The organism is Streptomyces naganishii JCM 4654 (assembly GCF_014650575.1).
In the GTDB taxonomy this organism is placed as follows: Bacteria; Actinomycetota; Actinomycetes; order Streptomycetales; family Streptomycetaceae; genus Streptomyces; species Streptomyces naganishii.
The window spans coordinates 264,335-283,459 of sequence record NZ_BMVF01000010.1; the positions used below are offsets into that span (position 1 = coordinate 264,335).

Here is a 19,125-nt window from a genome sequence, read left to right on the forward strand (position 1 = left end):
ACTCTTTTTCCGTCACGAAGTCCCGAAGTGGGTACACCCATGTCTGCAACAGCCGCACAGGCTTCCGGCGTCCCGGTGGAGACCGGCGACGCCAACCGCTGGAAGGCGCTGGTATTCATCGCGCTGGCCCAGCTGATGGTCGTCCTCGACGCCACCATCGTGAACATCGCCCTGCCCTCCGCCCAGAGCGACCTCGGCATCTCCGACGGCAACCGGCAGTGGGTGGTCACCGCCTACGCCCTCGCCTTCGGCGGACTGCTCCTCTTCGGCGGCCGGATCGCCGACCTCTGGGGCCGCAAGCGCGCCTTCGTGACCGGCCTGGCCGGCTTCGCCGCGGCCTCCGCGCTCGGCGGCGCGGCCACCAACGGGGCGATGATGTTCGGCGCCCGCGCGCTCCAGGGCGCCTTCGGCGCGCTCCTCGCGCCGGCCGCGCTGTCCCTGCTCGCCGTGATGTTCACCGACGCCAAGGAGCGCGCCAAGGCGTTCGGCATCTACGGTGCGATCGCCGGCGGCGGTGGCGCCGTGGGCCTCATCCTCGGCGGGTTCCTCACCGAGTACCTGAACTGGCGCTGGACCTTCTTCGTCAACGTCCCGTTCGCCGTGGTCGCCGCGGCCGGCGCCTACTTCGTCATCCGTGAGCCCAAGGGCGGTCGCAACCGCTCGCCGCTGGACATCCCGGGTGTCGTGCTGTCCACCCTCGGCCTGGTCGCCCTGGTCTACGGCTTCACCCGCGCCGAGTCGGACGGCTGGGGCGACGCCCTGACCGTGTCGATGTTCGTCGCCTCCGCCGTCCTGCTGGGCGCGTTCGTGCTGGTGGAGTCCAAGGTGAAGGCCCCGCTGCTGCCGCTGCGGGTCATCACCGAGCGCAACCGCGGTGGCGTGTACCTCTCCCTCGGCCTGGCCATCATCGGCATGTTCGGCCTGTTCCTCTTCCTGACCTACTACCTCCAGGTCGTGAAGGGCTACTCGCCGGTGAAGACCGGCTTCGCCTTCCTCCCGATGATCGCGGGCATGATCACCGGCTCCACCCAGATCGGCGCCCGGCTGATGACCCGCGTCCCGGCCCGGCTGCTGATGGGCCCCGGCTTCCTGGTCGCCTCGGTCGGCATGCTGCTGCTGACCCAGCTGGAGATCGGCTCCTCGTACCCGGCCCTGCTGCTGCCCGCGATGCTGCTGCTCGGCCTCGGCATGGGCACGGCGTTCATGCCGGCCATGTCGCTGGCCACCCTGGGCGTCCAGCCGCGTGACGCGGGTGTCGCCTCCGCGATGGTCAACACCTCCCAGCAGGTGGGCGGCGCCATCGGCACGGCCCTGCTGAACACGATCGCCTCCTCCGCGACGGTCGCGTACGTCAAGGACCACATCGCCGGTGCCCCGGCCAAGTCGCAGCAGCTGGTCCAGACGCAGGGGCTGGTGCACGGCTACACCACCGCCATCTGGTTCGCCGTGGGCATCCTGGTCCTGGCCGGCGTGATCGCGCTGACCCTGGTCAACGCGGGCCGTCCGGGCAGCACCACGGTCGGCGGTTCCCCGGCCGCCTCGAGCGAGGACGCGCAGGACCCGCAGGACGAGGTGGCGGTGCCGGTCATCGCGCACTGAGCGCACTGACCCCACGGGCGGCAGCGAAGGGTAAGCCTGTCGGCTGGACGCCACGCGGCTCAGCGGAGCCAGGGCAGGTCCGCGCCCGCCTCGTCCGGCTGGAGTCCCTCGGCGACGATCTGCATGATCTCGCCGAGGGACTTCTGCTGTTCGGGGCTGAGCCGGTCGAACAGCGCCTGGCGTACGGCAGCCACATGGCCCGGCGCGGTACGCCTCAGCACCTCGGCGCCCTCGTCGGTCAGTACGGCGAACTGGCCCCGCTTGTCGGAGGGGCAGTCCTCGCGGCGCACCCAGCCGTTCCTCTCCAGGCGGGCGATGGCGTGGGAGAGGCGGGAGCGGGTGATCTTGGCGTTCATGGCCAGCTCGGTCATGCGCAGCCGACGGCGCGGCGCCTCGCCGAGCTGCACGAGCAGCCCGTAGTAGATGTGCGGCATGCCCGCGTCGCGCTGGAGCTGGCGGTCGAGGTGGTCCTCGAGCAGGGTCGTGGCGTGCAGGTAGGAGCGCCACACGCGCTGCTCCTCATCGGTCAGCCAGTGTGGGCCCTCGGTGGGACGGGGACCGGGTGCGGGTGCCGTGTTCATGAGTCCACTGTACGAGACCACTCCTTGAAGATTAAACAAAAACGGCGTACTCTCGTGAAGGTAAAGCTTTAGAGTTCAAGCAAGTAGGCAGGAGTCGCCACCGTGTCCCCCACCACCCAGGAGCGCATGCCCGCCCTCTACCTCAGCCATGGCGCCCCGCCGCTCGCGGACGACCCGGTCTGGCCCGGCCAGCTCGCCGCCTGGTCCGCCGAACTGCCCCGGCCCAAGGCGATCCTCGTGGTCTCCGCCCACTGGGAGGAGGCCCCGCTGGCCCTCGGCGCCGTGCGCACCGTCCCGCTCGTCTACGACTTCTGGGGCTTCCCCGAGCACTACTACCAGGTCCGCTACGCCGCCCCCGGCGCGCCCGAACTGGCCGAGAGCGTCCGCAAGTTGCTGCGCGCCCCCGGGATACCCGTGCAGGACGTCCCGGACCGGGGGCTGGACCACGGCGCCTATGTGCCGCTGGTCGAGATGTTCCCGGCCGCCGACATCCCCGTACTCCAGGTGTCCATGCCGACGCTCGACCCGGTGCGGCTCATGGACATCGGACGGAAGCTGGCGCCGCTGCGCGACGAGGGCGTGCTGATCATCGGCTCCGGGTTCTTCACCCACAACCTCGCCGCGCTGCGCCACGTGGGCGCCGGGGTGCCGAGTTGGTCGGCGGAGTTCGACGACTGGGGGCGGCGCGCGCTCGACGGGCGCGACTGGGACTCCCTGCTGGACTTCCTCGACAAGGCCCCGGCCGGCCGCTACGCCCACCCGCGCACCGAGCACTTCGCCCCGCTGTTCGTGACCATGGGCGTGGCGGAGGCCGGCGGCGAGCTGGACGCGCACAGGTCCGTGATCGACGGCTTCTGGATGGGGCTGGCCAAGCGGTCGCTGCAGTTCGGCTGAGCGGCTGCTCCGTCTCCTCGGCTGAGCGGCTGCTCCGTCTCCGCTGCTCCGGCCCCACTGTTCCGTCTCCGCTGTTCCGTCTCGGCTGCTCGGGCTCCGCTGGGCGGTCGCCGCGGTGCGGCTGAAACGTGCGGGGCCGCGCTGCGTACAACCAGGGTGTGGAGGGTCTGGGAATTTCCTGAGAGTCCGGGTTTGCGGCAACCTTCCGCCGGTACGACCCGTCAATGAGGGTGGGAGAGCGATCGGCGAGGACGCTGCTTCCGCTTGTGACGGCAGTCTCAGGGCCGGGGCGGTCCCGGGGTGGATCGCCCGGGCCCGGCGGGCTCCGGGAACTTCTCGGGCCTGGCTCTGACCTGCGGTTCCGTGCGGCGCGGTGGCACTGCGTGCCAGTGCTCGGCGCGCTGCGGCGGGACAGGGTACTGCATGATCAGAAAACTTGGGGGGCGGGTTGGGAATTCTGTCCGGATTCCAGTCGTTGTTTCCATCGGATGCGGGGCACCCGAGGAGAGTTCCGAAAGTGCCGACAGCGCCGGAGGCACCGGCCGCTGCGGAAGCTCCGGAGGCTCCGAAGAGAGTGCCAAGCGTCCTAAGGACCACCCGCTGACACACCACCGCAAGGGAGCACGCATGGCAACCCGTGCCGTCGCCCGTCGTCAGTCCGCCAATGGTAAGGCGGCCGACGGGGCAAGCAGTGTTCGCAGCCATGGCGGCGAGATCGCCGATCGCGACCTGGTCGGCATGTACCTCGACGAGATAGCGCGGACACCGCTGCTCGACGCCGCCAAGGAAGTCGAGCTGTCCCAGGTCATCGAGGCGGGTGTGTTCGCGCGGCAGATCCTCGACGGGTACGAGGAGTCCAAGGCGGACGCCTCCCGCGAGGAGCTCGAGGCCCTGGTAGCCGAGGGCGAGCGGGCGAAGGACGTCTTCATCCGCTCCAACCTGCGCCTTGTCGTCGCCGTCGCCCGCCGCTACCCGCGCAGTGGCCTGCCGCTGCTCGACCTGATCCAGGAGGGCAACGCCGGCCTGGTCCGCGCGGTGGAGAAGTTCGACTACCGCAAGGGCTTCAAGTTCTCGACGTACGCCACCTGGTGGATCCGTCAGGCGATCACCCGCTCCATAGCGGACCAGTCCCGTACGATCCGGCTGCCCGTCCACCTCGTGGAGGAGCTCGGCCGCATCCGCCGCGTCCAGCGCGAGTTCAACCGGGAGAACGGCCGCGAGCCCGAGCCCCTGGAGATTGCCGCCGAGCTCGGCTCCACCCCCGAGCGCGTCTCGGACGTCCTCGACTGGGCCCGCGACCCGGTGTCGCTGAACATGTCGGTGGACGACGAGGGCGAGACCCAGTTCGGCGATCTGCTCGAGGACACCTCGGCGGTGTCGCCCGAGCAGTCGGTGATGACGCTGCTGCGCAGCGAGGAACTCGACGATCTGATCGGCCGCCTCGACCAGCGCACGGCCTCCATCATCAAGATGCGGTACGGCATCGAGGACGGCCGCGAGCGCACGCTGACCGAGGTCGGCAAGGAGCACGGTCTGACTCGCGAGCGCATCCGGCAGATCGAGAAGCACGCGCTGCTGGAGCTGAAGAAGCTGGCGCGTGACACGGGGTTCGACGCGGTGGCGTGACGGACGGGTGCTGTTCCGTCCGGCTGCGCCGGCCGGCCGTCCTTGGCGGGCCGACGATGGGCCGGGGATGGGCTGGACGGGTGACCGGGGTGTGGCGGATCCGCCGGCCGGCATGACGGCCGACGGCTGGCGCGACGAGGCGCAATGCCGCCGCCCGGCGTGCCTGGTCCTCCTCCCGAGGGGCGGAGGTGGCCGTACCGCACCGCCGGCGTCGCGCGCCGAGGCGGGGAGCGAAGGGGGGCGTGCGCCCGGTGGCGGCAAGGCGCGCAAACATGGCTGTGTACCGCCGCTTCAACCGGCTGGAGGCCGGGAACAACCCTTGCGGGTCCGGGAGTTCGAGGGCCCGCACCCACCATGAGCCACGTCCCGACGCAATCCCCCCCCGGCGCCGGGACTGCCCAGAGCCGGGCTCCGGCGCCACTCCCCCCGGGTGCCGGAGCCCGGCTCCAACTCTGTTCCGGGGGAAGGCGTGCTGGACAGACGGGTCACCCCGGACCTGAACCCCGGGGTGGCCCGCCCAGATGGCAGATTGTGCCACACAGGCATAGCCTGCCGACGTGACCAGCTCCACCCCCGCTCCCCGCAAGGCCGCCTCGCTGACCGAGCGCCGTAAGGCCGCCACCCGCATGGAGATCGCCCGGGCGGCGGCCCGCCTGTTCGTGACCCGGGGACTGAAGGCCACCCGGGCCGAGGACATCGCCCAGGCCGCCGGTGTCGCCCCGCGCACCTTCTACCGCTACTTCGCCACCAAGGAGGAGGCGGTGGCCCCCCTCTACGCCGAGGGCGCCCGGCGGTGGACGGACGCTGTGCGCGAGGCCCCGGCGGACCTCCCCGTCGGCCAGGCCCTGGTCCACGCCGTGCGTCACACCTTCACCCCGGGAGCGGGTGTCTCGGCGTCCTCCTGGCAGTGGGCCCGCACCCTCATCCGCCTGGCCGAGACCAACCCGGCGGTGCGCAAGATCTGGGCCGAGGAGTGCCAGGCGTCGGAGCGGACGCTGGCGGAGGTGCTCGCGGCCCGGACGGCCCGAAGCGCCGAGGCCGACGCCGAGGCCGACGACAACGTTGCCCGCAACGGCGGGGACGGGAGCGGAGCCGGGCCCGGGACCGCCGAGGCCGCTGTCCCCGGAGCCGGGACCGACCTGACCGCCGCCGCCGTACCGGCCGACCTCCGTTTCGCCGCGGCCGTCGCCAGTGCCGCCGTGCGTGTGGCCGTGGAGTCCTGGGCCACCGGCGGGGGCGGAGCCGAAGGATCCGAGGGCCCCACCGCGCTCGCCCTGCGCAACCTCGCTGCCCTACGGGACTTCACCTGGCAGCCGGGGCCGGAACGGGATTAGCCCGCACCCCCGCCCCCGCCCGTGCCCCCGCCAGGGCCCGTACTCCCGCTCCCGCTCCCGCTCCCACTCCCGTCCCCGCCTCCGGCCGCGCGTACCAGCCGCGCTCCCAACCTGCCCACCGCGTCGACCAGTTCCGTCGGCTCGTGCACCGTGAACTCGTACCCCAGCATCGCCAGCCGCACCGCCAGCCACTCCACCATGTCGCCGGTGGTGGACCGCAGCCGGCAGCCGCCGCCGTCGAGCGGTTCCGGGGTGCCGAGCCAGGCGGGCAGCCGCGCCGCGACGCGCTCGGCCGGCTCGGCGAACGTCACCGTGAAGGCGTAGATCTCCTGCCGCCGGTACATCGACTGACGCAGATACTCGGCGGCACTCCCCGTGGGCAGCTCCCGCGGTGTGAAGCGCGCGCCGGTGGCGAAGGGTTCGCTCACCCGGTCGACCCGGAACGTCCGCCAGTCCGCCCGGTCGAGGTCGTACGCCACCAGGTACCAGCGCCGGCCGGTCGAGACGAGCCGGTACGGCTCGGTCACCCGGCGGGACCCGGTGCCGTCCCCGGCGCGGTACGCGAACCGCAGCCGCTCGCGTCCCGCGACCGCCGAGGCCATGACGGTCAGCGTCTCCGGTGCGACGCTCGCGCCGTCGCCGCTGGTCAGCGGGGTGGTGGCGGCCTGGAGGGTGGAGACGCGGTGGCGCAGCCGGGCGGGAAGAACCTGCTCCAGCTTCGCCAGCGCCCGTACGGACGCCTCGTCCACGCCCTCGATGGCGTGCCCGGCCCCCGCCCGCAGACCCACCGCGATGGCCACCGCCTCCTCGTCGTCGACCACCAGGGGCGGCATCGCCTTGCCCGCGACCAGGCGGTAGCCGCCGTCGGAGCCCCTGGTGGCCTGCACGGGGTAGCCCAGTTCGCGCAGCCGGTCGACATCCCGCCGTACCGTGCGGCGCGAGACGCCCAGACGCTCGGCGAGCTCGCCGCCCGGCCATTCCCGGGGCGTCTGGAGGAGGGACAGGAGCTGAAGGAGCCGTGCCGGGGTGTCCGTCGTCATGCGTCCGAGAATGCCGCAGATCTAGGACATGATCTGACCTCTTGGCCTTCTAGCTTGAACTCATGACCTCCAGCGAAACCCTTGTCGACAGCTCTGACGGCACCGGAAGCAGCAGTAGTACCGGAAGCACCGGTGGTACCAGTAGTTCCGGAAGCACTGGGAACACCGGAAACACGGGAAGCGGCAGCGCCGACGGCATCGCGCGGGCGGCGGACCGCCGCCGCTGGTTCGCGCTGGCGATCGTGATGACCGCGGCCTTCATGGACCTCGTGGACGTCACGATCGTCAACATCGCGATCCCGTCCATCCAGAAGGACGCGGGCGCGTCCTTCAGCCAGATCCAGTGGATAACCGCCGGTTACGCCCTCGCCTTCGCGGCCGGCCTGATCACGGGCGGGCGGCTCGGCGACATCCACGGCCGCAAGCGGCTGTTCCTCGTCGGCATCGGCGGCTTCACCCTCGCCTCCGCCCTGTGCGGCTTCGCCGCGAACCCCGAGATGCTGGTCGCCTCGCGCATCCTCCAGGGCGGCATGGCGGCGATGATGGTGCCGCAGGTGCTGTCGATCGTGCACGCCACCTTCCCGGCGCACGAACGCGGCAAGGTCTTCGGGCTGTTCGGCGCGGTCGTCGGCCTGGGCGCGGTGTCCGGACCGCTGCTGGGCGCGCTGCTGACCGAGTGGAACCTGTTCGGGCTCGAGTGGCGCCCGATCTTCCTGATCAATCTCCCGGTGGGCGTCGCCGCGTTCTGGCTGGGCAGCCGCTTCATCACCGAGTCCAGGGCGCCGAGGGCGCTCAAGCTGGACCTGGTGGGCGTCGGCCTGGTCACCCTCGGACTGCTCATGCTGCTCTACCCGCTGACCCGCGGCCGTGAGCTGGGCTGGCCGCTCTGGGGGTACGGCTCGATGGCGGGCGCGTTCGTGGTCTTCGGCGCGCTGGTGGCGTACGAGCGGCGCAAGGCGGCCCGGGACGGTTCCCCGCTGGTCGAGCTGTCGCTGTTCCGGGTCAAGAGCTTCGCCGCGGGCATCGCCGTACAGACGGTCTTCGGCGTCGCGCTCGGCGTGTTCTTCCTGGTCTGGACGCTGTACATGCAGATCGGCCTGGGCTGGAGCCCGCTGCGCGCCGGCCTGACGGGGGTGCCCTTCTCGCTCGCGGTCTCCACGGCGGCCGGAATGTCGGTGCAGAAGCTGGTCCCGCGCTTCGGCCGCAAGGTGCTCCAGGCGGGCGCGCTGACGATGGCCGCCGGTGTCCTGCTCTACATCTGGGAGTCCGGACGGTACGGCCTGCACATCGCGCCCTGGCAGATGGCCCTGCCGCTGGTGGTGATGGGCGCCGGCATGGGCCTGATCGTGGCCCCGCTCACCGACGCGGTGCTGTCCGAGGTGCCGCGCGAACACGCGGGCTCGGCCTCCGGGCTGATCAACACCGTGCAACAGATGGGCAACGCGCTGGGGCTCGGCCTGGTGTCGGTGGTGTTCTTCGGGGTGATCGGCGACCGGCTGACTCCGGCCCAGGTGGGCCCGGCCTTCGTCGACGCCTTCCAGCACGCGCTGGTGTGGGTGGCGGCGGTGCTGGGCGTCATCTTCGTCCTGATGTCGGCGCTGCCCAAGCGGCCGGCGCAGCATGTGGAGGGTGCGGGGGACGCCCAGGGTGCTGCCGGGGGCGCGGGTGGTGCGGGGGAGCGGGCCGTGGGGGAGTCCCGGCCGTCGCGGCCCGCCGACGAGCGCGAGCGTGAGATGGCCGTCTGAGCCCGGCCCTTCCCGCCCGTGAGCCCGGCCCTTCCCGCCCGTTTCGCCATGGGGCCCACTCATCCGATTCCCGGATGAGTGGGCCCCTGGCGTGCGTACCGGACACAAACGGAAGTCCGATCCTGCCCGGTCTGGCGCCGCACCTGTTTACTTTCCGGAAAACCGGGCGTAGCCTCCTGAGAAACCACAGGTTCGGGCATCGGTCGGAGGCAAACGGACATGTACGCAGCGGAGCGGCAGCAGGAGATCCTCCGGCTCGCCCGTGACGGCGGCCGGGTGGACGTCGTGTCGCTCGCCGAGGAGTTCCAGGTCACGGCGGAGACGATCCGCCGTGACCTGAAGGCCCTCGACCGCGCCGGACTGCTGCGCCGGGTGCACGGCGGCGCGATCCCGGCCGGGCGGCTGGACTTCGAACCGGACCTCGCCGAGCGCGAGTCCACGTCGGCCGACGAGAAGGACCGCATCGCCAAGGCGGCCCTCGCCGAACTGCCCGCCGCGGGCACGCTCATCCTCGACGCCGGCTCGACCGTCGCCCGGCTCGCCGCCGCGCTGCCCCTGGAGACCGAGCTCACCGTCGTCACCCACAGCCTGCCCATCGCGGCCCGGCTCGCCGACCACCCCGGCATCCAGCTTCACCTCGTCGGCGGCCGCGTACGGCACCGCACACGTGCCGCCGTCGACGCCTGGGCGCTGCGCGCCTACGGCGAGATCCGCGCCGACGTGCTGTTCGTCGCCGCCAACGGCTTCTCCGCCGAGCACGGTCTGACCACCCCCGACCTCGCCGAGGCGGCCGTGAAGCGCGTGGCGGTCGCCGCCGCCCGCCGCGTGGTGCTCCTCGCCGACTCCAGCAAGCACGGTCAGGAGCACTTCGCGCGCTTCGGCGACCTGAGCGACGTGGACCTGCTGATCACCGACAGCGGGCTGAGCCCGGACGACACCGCCGCCATCGAGCGCGGCGGCACGGAAGTAGTACGCGCATGATCCTCACCGTCACCCCCAACCCCTCCCTCGACCGCACCTACGAAGTGCCCTCGCTGGACCGCGGCGAGGTCGTCCGGGCCACCGGCGAGCGCATGGACCCGGGCGGCAAGGGCGTCAACGTCTCGCGCGCGGTCGCGGCCGCGGGGCGCCGCACGGTCGCCGTGCTGCCCCTGGGCGGCGCGCCGGGCGCGGTCATCGAGGAACTGCTGGCCGCCCAGGGCATCGAGGTCGCGCCGGTCCCGATCTCCGGCGCCACCCGCTCCAACATCGCGCTCGCGGAGGCGGACGGCGTCCTCACCAAGATCAACGCGCCGGGTCCGGAGCTGACGGGCCAGGAGCAGGAACTGCTCCTGGACACCGTGCGGCGGCAGTCGCGCGGCGCCGACTGGATCGCGTGCTGCGGCAGCCTTCCGCGCGGGCTCTCGCCCTCCTGGTACGCCGACCTGGTCGCCCGCGCGCACGCCGCCGGCGTACGGATCGCGCTGGACACCTCCGGGCCGGCCCTGCTGGAGGCGCTGCGCGAGGGCCCCGACGTGGTCAAGCCCAACGCCGAGGAACTCGCCGAGGCCGTAGGCCGCCCGCTCAGCACCGTGGGCGACGCGGTCAAGGCGGCCGAGGAACTGCGCGGCCTGGGCGCACGCGCCGTGCTCGCCAGCCTGGGCGCCGACGGCCAGTTGCTCGTGGACGGCGCCGGCGTCTGGTACGGCAGCGCCCGCGTCGACGTCGTCCGCAGCAACGTGGGCGCCGGCGACTCCTCCCTCGCCGGGTTCCTCATCGCGGGCGGCATCGGCCCGCAGGCCCTGTCCTCCGCCGTCGCCCACGGCGCCGCCGCCGTACAGCTGCCCGGCAGCCTGATGCCGACGCCCGTGCACCTCGACCCGGCGGCGGTGACGGTCACGTCGGACGCGCCGGTGGACCGCGCCCTGAAGGAGCCGGTGTCATGACCGCCGCCCGCGCCCTTCCGGGCGCCCCTCCAGCCTTCCCGCCCCTCGTCCCAGCCCCCCACGGCACTCCCGTCCCCACCCCTGCCCACCACCCCACGGCCTGGGCGATACGCGTGCTAAGGAGCCCGCGATGAGCGACATGATCACCGCGGACCTGGTCGATCTCGACCTGTCCGCCGACACCAAGGAAGCGGCGGCACGCGCCCTCGCCGAGCGCATGGTGGCCCAGGGCCGGGTGACCGACCTGGAGGGCTTGCTCGCCGACGTGGCCGCCCGCGAGGCGCAGATGCCGACCGGCCTCGACGGCGGCATCGGCATCCCGCACTGCCGCAGCGCGCACGTCACCGAGCCGACGCTCGCCTTCGGGCGCCGCGCCGCCGGGATCGACTTCGGCGCGCCGGACGGGCCGGCCGACCTGGTCTTCCTGATCGCCGCGCCGGCCGGCGCGGACGACGCCCACCTCACGATCCTGTCGTCGCTGGCCCGCCAGCTGATGAACGCCGAGTTCACCGCCGCCCTGCGCTCGGTGGACGACCCGGCCCGCGCCGCCGCCCTGATCCGCGGTGAACGCGCGGAGGACGCGCCGGCCGCGGAGGGGACCGGGGCCGCCGGGACGGCGACCGATCCGGCAGCCGAGCGGGCCGCCGAACCGGCAGCCGGTCCGACCGCCGAGCCTGCCGAGGCCGCTTCCGGTCCTTCGGCTTCTTCGGTCTCTTCGGCTTCCGCTCCTTCGGGTTCCGCCTCCGTCCCGGTCCACGAGGACTCCGCCGCGACGCCGGTGGCGGCCTCCGCCGGCGCCGCGGCGGGCACTACCGCCCCGGCGGCCGAACCGGACGGGGCGGGCGCGGACGGGGCGGGCCGCCCTCCGTTCCGTATCGTCGCCGTCACCTCCTGCCCCACGGGCATCGCGCACACCTACATGGCCGCCGAGTCCCTGGAGAACGCCGGCCGCGAGGCGGGCGTCGAGGTCATCGTCGAGACACAGGGCTCGGCCGGCTTCACCCGGCTCGACCCGGCCGTGATCGCGGCGGCGGACGGCGTGATCTTCGCCCACGACGTCCCCGTACGGAACAAGGAACGCTTCGCCGGGAAGCCGACCGTCGACGTCGGCGTGAAGGCGGGCATCAACCGGCCCGGCGAACTGATCACCGAGGTGCGCGGTAAGGCCGAGCGCGGCTGGGTGACCTCCGGCGCGGCGCCGACCCCGGTCGAGCGGGCCGGTGAGGCGGGCGAGGGCTACGGCACGAAGCTGCGCAAGTGGCTGATGTCCGGCGTGAGTTACATGGTCCCGTTCGTCGCCGCGGGCGGTCTGCTGATCGCCCTCGGCTTCGCGCTCGGCGGCTACAGGATCAACAAGGCGCCGTCGGTGATGGACCACTTCGTGTGGACCCAGGCCGACAGCTGGGCCGCCCTGCTGTTCCAGATCGGCGGCGTCGCGTTCGCCTTCCTGGTCCCGGTCCTGGCCGGCTACATCGCCTACGGCATGGCCGACCGTCCAGGACTCGTCCCCGGCTTCGTCGGCGGCTCGATCGCCCTGACCATCAACGCGGGCTTCCTCGGCGGCCTCGCGGCCGGCCTGATCGCCGGCGGTGTGGTCATGGCCATCCAGAAGGTGCGCATCCCGCAGGCGTTGCGCGGCATCATGCCGGTGGTGGTGATCCCGCTGATCTCCTCGGCGGTGGTCGGATTCCTGATGTTCGTCGTCATCGGCAAGCCGATCGCCTCCGCGCAGAAGGGGATGACCGACTGGCTCAACGGCCTCACCGGCACCAACGCCGTCCTGCTGGGCGCCCTGCTCGGCCTGATGATGTGCTTCGACCTCGGCGGCCCCGTCAACAAGGTCGCCTACACCTTCGCCACCGCCGGCATCGCGGTCTCCGACCCGAGTGGCTCCGCAATGAAGATCATGGCCGCGGTGATGGCGGCCGGCATGGTCCCGCCGCTGGCGATGGCCCTGGCCACCACCGTGCGCGGGCGGCTGTTCACGCAGACCGAGCGGGAGAACGGCAAGGCCGCCTGGGTCCTGGGCGCCTCCTTCATCTCCGAGGGTGCGATCCCGTTCGCCGCGGCCGACCCGCTGCGGGTCATCCCCTCGGCGATGGCGGGCGGCGCGGTCACCGGCGCGCTGTCGATGGCCTTCGGCGCCACGCTGCGCGCCCCGCACGGCGGCATCTTCGTCGTCCCGCTGATCGGCAACCCGTTCCTCTACCTGATCGCCATCGCGGCCGGCGTGTGCGTCACCACCGCCCTCGTGGTCGCGCTCAAGACGCTGCGCAAGACGGCACCCGGCGCGGCGGCCCCGGGGGCGGGCGGGAGCGCGCAGACGGCGCCGGCCGAGCGCAAGCAGCCGGTGGCCGCGTGACCTTGTCCCTTTAGGGCGCTGTGAGTTGTTCACGGCACATGCGAGATACGTCACGGTCCGGGGTTTCGACCCCGGACCGTGGTGTCTACTGGAAGACATGCCTCAGCACGTCTCGCTCCTCATGTGGTTCGGTGTGGCCGTCCCCGCCGCGCTGATCGTCGCCTGCATGATCAGCCTGGTGCGCTTCCGACGCGCCGTGCGCTTCGGGACCGCCCGGCGTGCCCCCGCCCCGCGCCTGTCCGCCCTCCCGCCCCAGCCCGGCTCCGGCGGCCCCCACCGCGAGTTCGTGGAACTCACCCCGGCCGAACGCGACGCCTTCGCGGGCCTGATGCGCCAGCTCAACGACGGCCACTGAACCCGGCCACTGAAACCGGGTCACTGACCCCGGGTACTGACCCCGGCCACTGGGCTACGGCACCTGCGACGCCCTGCGTTCCATCGCGTCCCGGGCCGCGTCCTCCGTCGCGTACACCTCGCACATGTGGCGTCCGTCGGGGGTGGCCGTGTGCTCGACCTCCCACAGGGAGATCTCCACCCCGTCGCTCAGCAGGAACGCGTGCTCGTAGAGCGCGAAGCACAGGCCGGCCCGGCCCGTGCGGCAGGGGCGGCCGAAGGCCTGGGTGATCTGGTGCCCGGACGCCGTGGCCAGCCGCGAGGCGACCTCCGCGCCCGGCCGGTCGCCGTTCTCCGCGCGCCTGAGCAGCCGGCGGGCGTGGTCGGCGGAGTCGTCAGGCGAGTAGGCGTGCCGGGTCTCGGGGACGGCCGAGAGCTGGACCAGCACCGGCAGTTCGAAGTCCGGCGCGTCCGGCGGGAGCGGCAGCCGGGTGGTCGCGGTGCGCACTTCCTCCTCGTCGACGTACACCTCGTGCTGGGCCTCGTTGCCCGGGGCGGTGTTGTGCACGAGCTCCCAGAGGGTGAGCGCCGAGCCGTCGGCGAGCAGCCAGGTGTGCCGGTAGGTCTCGCGGTGCAGTCCGGCGCTGTGGTGCGCGGAGTGGAGCGAACCGTCGTAGGCCAGCGCGCAGTCGAGCCGCCGTATCGTCTCGTCGGGCAGTTCGAAGGAGTTCAGGGCACGGCCGAGGAGTCGCGCGAGGTGCTCCTCCGGAGACTCGGGCGACTCGCGTGGCTCGTACGCTGCCGTCTCGTACGGAACGCTCAAGGTTTCTCCCGGCGTTGCTGCATGTCACCTTGTGGGTGCATACCGTAGCCCCTCGGCCGGACATCATGTCCGGGAACCGAGAAAACGTGTGCCCGTAAAACGCCCGGGCCGCGCGAGAAGTTCCCGCGCGGCCCGGCGATCGGTTGAAAAACGCAGCTCACAGGGGCTCGCCGATCAGACGGCGCTGCCCGCCGTCCACTCGCTCCATGACATGTTCCAGCCATTGAGGCCGTTGTCCGGGGCCACGGTCTTGTCGGGTGAGTGCTTGACGACCACGACGTCGCCGAGGAGCGAGTTGTCGTAGAACCACTTGGCGTTGGTGTCGCTCCCGCCGCCCCGCACGTCCGCCATGCCGACGCAGCCGTGGCTCGTGCCCTCCCGGCCGAAGGGCGGATTGCCCGTGTTGTACCAGTAGTTGCCGTGGATGAACGTGCCCGACTCGGTCAGGCGCATCGCGTGCGGCACGTCCGAGATGTCGTACTCGCCGCCCAGGTTGACCGTCCGGCTGTCCATCCGGGTCTGCTCGAACTTCTCCGAGATCACCATCTGCCCGTTGTACGTGGTGTGCTCCGGGCTGCCGGTGGAGACCGGGACGGTCTTCACGGTCTGCCCGTCCCGCACCACCGTCATGGTCTGCGTGTTCGCGTCCACCGTGGAGACCTGCGAGCGGCCGACGGTGAAGGTCACCGTCTTCCTCTGCACACCGAAGACGCCGTTCGCGCCCTGCACGCCGTCCAGGTCGATCTTCATGGTGACCTTGGAGCCGGCCTTCCAGTACTCCTCGGGCCGGAAGTCCAGGCGCTGGGTGCCGAACCAGTGGCCGACGACCTGCTGCCCGCTGCTGGAGGTGACCGAGATGTGCGACTGCACGGCCTTGCGGTCGCTGATCGCCTTGTCGAAACGGAAGGACACCGGCATGCCGACGCCCACCGTCGTGCCGTTGTCCGGGCTGTAGGTGCCGATGAAGCTGTTCGCCGTGGTGACGGTGGTGAAGATGGAGTTCGCGGCGGACGTCAGGCCGTTGGCATCCTTCGCCGTCGCCGAGATCTGGTACTTCGTGCCGCGCTCCAGCTGCTCCTTCGGCTTCCAGGTCGTTCCGTCCGCCGAGACCGAGCCCGGCACGGACTGCCCCGAGCCCGCCACGGTCATCTTCACCTCGGTCAGCTTGCCGCCGCTGACCTTCACGCCGGTGGCGTTGATGGACGCGCTGGTCGAGCCGTCCTTGGCCGAGATGGCGATCCTCGCCGTGGACGTCTTCGGGGCGTCCTTGCCGCCGCCCTTGGCGTCGTCCTTGGCGCTGGCGTCGCCGCCGCATCCGGTGAGAGTGAGGGCGCCGACCATCAGGGCGGCACAGGCCCCCAGTGCGCGCCGCGCTGCTATGTCCGGCGTAGTCACGGGCTGCTCCAGATTCGTGAAAGGGAAGGTGATCCGCTGCGATGCGTGGGTGAAGAGGGAGCCACCGCCCGCGCGGGTTCCCGGCGTCGGCCCCGAACGCCGGCACGTGACAGAACCGGGACATTCGTGCTCCCGCCGCGACATGAGGGACACCGACCCGGCCTCAACAGGGCACCGTTCACGGCAACATGACGGCCGACCGGACACCACGGCACCGCCGGCTGCCGCGACCTGCCGGACCACCGGATTACACCGCGGCGCCATCCGGCCCGAGTTGCCGGTCCGTCGACCCCACCGCGGCGCAGCCTGCCCGCCGTTCAGCGCGGGCCGTACAACTCCCCGTACGCCGGCCACGCGCCGCCCGGTCCGTCCACCGACCCGGCGGCGCGTACCGCCCGCACGATCGCCCGGGTCACCTGGTCCGCGCCCGCCGCGAGGATCTCGTTGAGGGCGAGCGGGGCGCCCGCATCCAGCGGCCGGGCGCCGGTGGCGAGCGCGAACACCGTGTCCCCGTCGTTGAGCAGGTGCACCGGGCGCACGGCGCGCGCGATGCCGTCGTGCGCGGTCCCGGCCAGCTTCTGCGCCTGCGCCCTGGACAGGTCCGCGTCGGTGGCGACCACGGCGAGCGTGGTGTTCAGCGGGGGTGGAGTGTTCCGCGCGGCGGTCCCGGCGAGCCGCTCCCGCGCCGCCTCGTGGACCCGCCGCTCCGGGTAGGTCACCCGCCCCTGGAACAACTCCCCGTACAGGACGCCCGTTTCGGGGTCCACCGCCGACCCGGCCGCGTTGGCCACCACCAGGGCCGCCACCGTGACACCCGAGTCCAGCACCGTGCTCGCGGTGCCCAGCCCGCCCTTGACGGGCCCCACGGTCGCTCCCGTCCCGGCGCCGACACAGCCCTCGGCCACAGGGGCGCCCGGCGCGCTCGCCGCCGCCGCTTCCACCGCCTCCCGCCCGGTGGCCGCGTCCGGGCGGGCCCGGAAATCGCCGCCCCGGCCCAGGTCGAAGACGCAGGCGGCCGGCACCACCGGCACGACGTGCGCCGGATCGGGCCCGACGCGCACCCCGCGCCCCCGCTCCTCCAGCCACGCCATCACCCCGGAGGCGGCGTCCAGCCCGTACGCGCTGCCCCCTGTCAGCACCACCGCCTCCACCGTCCGCACCAGGTTCCTCGGGTCCAGGGCGTCGGTCTCCTTGGTGCCCGGTCCACCGCCGCGCACATCCACCGCGGCCACGGCCCCGCCCTCCGGGGCGAGCACGACCGTGGTACCGGTGAGCCACCCGCGGCCCCTGCGCGTCGCATGCCCCACCCGGACACCGGCGACGTCCGTCAACGCGTCAACTGTCATGGGGGCCAGTCTCCCCGCCCCCTCCCCTCCCCGCCCCCTCCCCGCCCCCTCCCCGCCCCCTCCCCGCCCCCTTCCCCACCGCCCTCCCCGCTCCCGCTCCCGCTCCCCGTGCTCAGGCGGCCTGCCTCGCCGGCTGCTCACCGCCTCCGTGCGCGGCCCGGCGGGCCGTCAGCGTGACCCCGGTCGCCACCGCGAGCGCCGAAACGAGCCCCGCCGCGAGGACCGCCCACGCCCCGAGGAAGGTGCAGCAGATCACCAGCAGGGCCGTGCTGGGCAGTACGAGCTGCTGCGCGATGCCGACCTTGTAGTGCCGTGAGTGCAGCGCCCAGACGGTGATCAGGTACAGCGCGGTCGGCAGGGTCACGGCCGCCGAGGCCTCCAGGGCGGCCAGATGCGACCTGCCGACGGCCTGCTCCACCGCCACCTCCAGCCCGGCGCCGATCGCCGCCGCCGCGGCGAGGACCAGGTAGTGGCCGTATCCCCACAGGAACGACTGCCGGTTGGAGCGCAGATGGCCGTGGATCGGCACCACGAAGTAGATCCACCACGCCGAGAACACGATCAGCAGACCGCCCGCCGCGATCGGCAGCAGCTCGCCCAGCGCGTCGTGCTCCTCCACTCCCGACTTCACCGCGACCGTGGCCGACGCGATCGTCTCGCCCAGCACGATGATGGTGAACAGCCCGTAGCGCTCGGCGATGTGATGCGGATGCCAGGAGGACGTGGAGTCCTTCTCCGCGTACAGCGGCACGCACAGCTCCAGGACCGCCATCACCAGGAACACCCACGGCCGGGCCGGCTCCGGCAGCAGCACCAGGCCCAGCCAGCCGACCTGGCACAGCAGCACGCCGCCCGCGTACCGCAGCGCCATGAGCCGTTCGCCGCCCCCTGCCCAGCGCGCGGCCCGCAGCCACTGGAACACCATCGCCAGCCGCATGATCACATAGCCGAGCCACACCACCAGGAAGTCGTGACTGGCGAACGCCCGCGTGATCCCGGCGGCGAGCACCAGCACGCCCGCGATCTGGACCAGGGTGACGACCCGGTAGAGCACGTCGTCGTTGTCGTACGCCGAGGCGAACCAAGCGAAGTTCACCCAGGCCCACCAGATGGCGAAGAACGCCATCGCGTAGTTCAGGATGCCGTGCCCGGCCCGGCCCTCCGCCACCGCCTGCACCAGCTCCACGCCCGCCTGGGCGACGGCCACGACGAAGCACAGGTCGAAGAAGAGCTCGAGCGGCGAGGCGACCCGGTGCGCCTCGCCGCGCCCGCGCGAGGTCAGCGGGCGCAGCAGGCGGGGGGCCGGGGAGGGACGCGACGGATGCGACGGGCGCCCGGCGGGGCCGGCCGCCGGGTCGGAACTGGACGTCATGAGTCACAGCACAGCAGAAACCGGCCGGGCATGCCCACGACGGCCACGCCGCGGGGTGACCGTACCCTGGAGGCATGAGCACCGCCCCCGAGCCGAACGACCCGAAGAACGCGCTGATCTTCGACGACCCGCTGAACCAGCAGTCCACGGACGACACCGACCGCGGCTGGGGCGAGCGGCCGGGCGGCGACTCCGCATCCGACCTCAAGCGCTTCCTCGACGAGAAGCCGCCCCACCACCTCTGAGGCCGGCGGCGAAGCCCTACCGCGCCGCGTGCTCCGGGCCGCGCTGGGCGACCAGCTCGTCGCGGATCTCCTTGAGCACCTGCAGTTCGGTCACGTCGACGACCTCCTGCGTGCCCTCGCGCGCCTTCCTGCGGGCCTCCTGGCGGGCCAGGAACCTCGCCATCGGCAGCACCATCAGGAAGTAGACCACCGCCGCGGTGATCAGGAACTGGAGGGTGGCGCCGAGGACCGAGCCCCACATTATCTGGATGCCCTGATCCCCCTTGCAGGTCGTGCTCAGGCACGAGCTGTAGTGGTCGAGGTTCTTGGTGCCGATCGCCCCGACGACCGGGTTGATGACGCCCTTCACCACCGAGTTGACGATGTTGCTGAAGGCGGCGCCGACGACCACCGCGACCGCCAGATCGACGACGTTCCCACGCATCAGGAAGGCCTTGAAGCCATGCCAGACGCTCGGGTCCTTCTCCTTGCTCACCTGCGGGCCCTCCTAGGACATGCCGGTCGT

17 protein-coding genes are annotated in these 19,125 nt (G+C 72.3%); 10 read left to right on the forward strand and 7 right to left on the reverse strand.

Going from position 1 to position 19,125, the window contains the following annotated elements; translation table 11 throughout:
- Nucleotides 1-39 precede the first annotated feature (39 nt).
- Complete coding sequence (locus IE217_RS20500; RefSeq protein WP_190179348.1) at nt 40-1,599, forward strand: MFS transporter; 1,560 nt, start codon at nt 40-42, stop codon at nt 1,597-1,599.
- A 59-nt stretch (nt 1,600-1,658) separates the two neighbouring features.
- On the opposite strand, the gene IE217_RS20505 is transcribed toward IE217_RS20500, so the two are convergent.
- Complete coding sequence (locus IE217_RS20505) at nt 1,659-2,180, reverse strand: MarR family winged helix-turn-helix transcriptional regulator (RefSeq protein ID WP_190179349.1); 522 nt, start codon at nt 2,178-2,180, stop codon at nt 1,659-1,661.
- A gap of 102 nt (nt 2,181-2,282) precedes the next feature.
- On the opposite strand from IE217_RS20505, the gene IE217_RS20510 reads away from it, so the two are divergent.
- The 3 genes from IE217_RS20510 (at nt 2,283) to IE217_RS20520 (ending at nt 6,034) form a co-directional block, all read left to right on the forward strand.
- Nucleotides 2,283-3,074 carry a dioxygenase family protein gene (locus IE217_RS20510; RefSeq protein ID WP_190179350.1) on the forward strand — a complete coding sequence of 264 codons (792 nt, stop codon included), beginning with the start codon at nt 2,283-2,285 and terminating at the stop codon, nt 3,072-3,074.
- A gap of 627 nt (nt 3,075-3,701) precedes the next feature.
- Nucleotides 3,702-4,700, forward strand: coding sequence for a sigma-70 family RNA polymerase sigma factor (locus IE217_RS20515; RefSeq protein ID WP_190179351.1), 999 nt, complete (start codon nt 3,702-3,704; stop codon nt 4,698-4,700).
- Nucleotides 4,701-5,326: 626 nt separating this feature from the next.
- Nucleotides 5,327-6,034, forward strand: coding sequence for a TetR/AcrR family transcriptional regulator (locus IE217_RS20520; RefSeq protein WP_190179386.1), 708 nt, complete (start codon nt 5,327-5,329; stop codon nt 6,032-6,034).
- On the opposite strand, the gene IE217_RS20525 is transcribed toward IE217_RS20520, so the two are convergent.
- Nucleotides 6,031-7,074 carry a helix-turn-helix transcriptional regulator gene (locus IE217_RS20525; RefSeq protein WP_190179352.1) on the reverse strand — a complete coding sequence of 348 codons (1,044 nt, stop codon included), beginning with the start codon at nt 7,072-7,074 and terminating at the stop codon, nt 6,031-6,033. The two genes, IE217_RS20520 and IE217_RS20525, sit on opposite strands and share 4 nt — an antisense overlap.
- A 245-nt stretch (nt 7,075-7,319) precedes the next feature.
- Here IE217_RS20525 and IE217_RS20530 point away from each other — a divergent pair, with 245 nt between their 5' ends.
- The 5 genes from IE217_RS20530 (at nt 7,320) to IE217_RS20550 (ending at nt 13,461) form a co-directional block, all read left to right on the forward strand.
- Nucleotides 7,320-8,819, forward strand: coding sequence for an MFS transporter (locus IE217_RS20530; RefSeq protein ID WP_229865441.1), 1,500 nt, complete (start codon nt 7,320-7,322; stop codon nt 8,817-8,819).
- Between the two features lie 219 nt (nt 8,820-9,038).
- A complete protein-coding gene (locus IE217_RS20535; RefSeq protein WP_190179353.1) occupies nt 9,039-9,800 on the forward strand; it encodes a DeoR/GlpR family DNA-binding transcription regulator in 762 nt (253 codons plus the stop codon).
- Nucleotides 9,797-10,744, forward strand: a complete 948-nt coding sequence (gene pfkB, locus IE217_RS20540; protein WP_190179354.1) for a 1-phosphofructokinase — start codon at nt 9,797-9,799, stop codon at nt 10,742-10,744. Before IE217_RS20535 ends, pfkB begins: the two co-directional genes overlap by 4 nt.
- A 130-nt stretch (nt 10,745-10,874) precedes the next feature.
- Entirely contained in the window at nt 10,875-13,106 is a 2,232-nt protein-coding gene (locus tag IE217_RS20545) for a PTS fructose transporter subunit IIABC (RefSeq protein ID WP_190179355.1), read from the forward strand.
- A 97-nt stretch (nt 13,107-13,203) separates the two neighbouring features.
- Nucleotides 13,204-13,461 carry a hypothetical protein gene (locus IE217_RS20550; protein ID WP_190179356.1) on the forward strand — a complete coding sequence of 86 codons (258 nt, stop codon included), beginning with the start codon at nt 13,204-13,206 and terminating at the stop codon, nt 13,459-13,461.
- Nucleotides 13,462-13,515: 54 nt separating this feature from the next.
- On the opposite strand, the gene IE217_RS20555 is transcribed toward IE217_RS20550, so the two are convergent.
- The 4 genes from IE217_RS20555 to IE217_RS20570 form a co-directional block, all read right to left on the reverse strand.
- Nucleotides 13,516-14,262 (reverse strand): DUF6227 family protein, encoded by a 747-nt coding sequence (locus IE217_RS20555; RefSeq protein WP_190179357.1) that lies wholly within the window; start codon nt 14,260-14,262, stop codon nt 13,516-13,518.
- 174 nt (nt 14,263-14,436) lie between these two features.
- A complete protein-coding gene (locus IE217_RS20560) occupies nt 14,437-15,657 on the reverse strand; it encodes a L,D-transpeptidase (RefSeq protein WP_229865431.1) in 1,221 nt (406 codons plus the stop codon).
- Nucleotides 15,658-15,974: 317 nt separating this feature from the next.
- Nucleotides 15,975-17,003, reverse strand: a complete 1,029-nt coding sequence (locus IE217_RS20565; protein WP_190179358.1) for a P1 family peptidase — start codon at nt 17,001-17,003, stop codon at nt 15,975-15,977.
- Nucleotides 17,004-17,115: 112 nt separating this feature from the next.
- Entirely contained in the window at nt 17,116-18,375 is a 1,260-nt protein-coding gene (locus IE217_RS20570; protein ID WP_190179359.1) for a low temperature requirement protein A, read from the reverse strand.
- A gap of 74 nt (nt 18,376-18,449) precedes the next feature.
- Between IE217_RS20570 and IE217_RS20575 the strand changes: the two genes are divergently transcribed.
- Entirely contained in the window at nt 18,450-18,620 is a 171-nt protein-coding gene (locus IE217_RS20575; RefSeq protein WP_190179360.1) for a hypothetical protein, read from the forward strand.
- A 16-nt stretch (nt 18,621-18,636) separates the two neighbouring features.
- Here IE217_RS20575 and mscL read toward each other — a convergent pair whose 3' ends face one another.
- Nucleotides 18,637-19,095: a large conductance mechanosensitive channel protein MscL gene (mscL, locus tag IE217_RS20580; RefSeq protein WP_190179361.1), complete on the reverse strand. Its 459-nt coding sequence runs from the start codon at nt 19,093-19,095 to the stop codon at nt 18,637-18,639.
- Nucleotides 19,096-19,125: the final 30 nt, after the last annotated feature.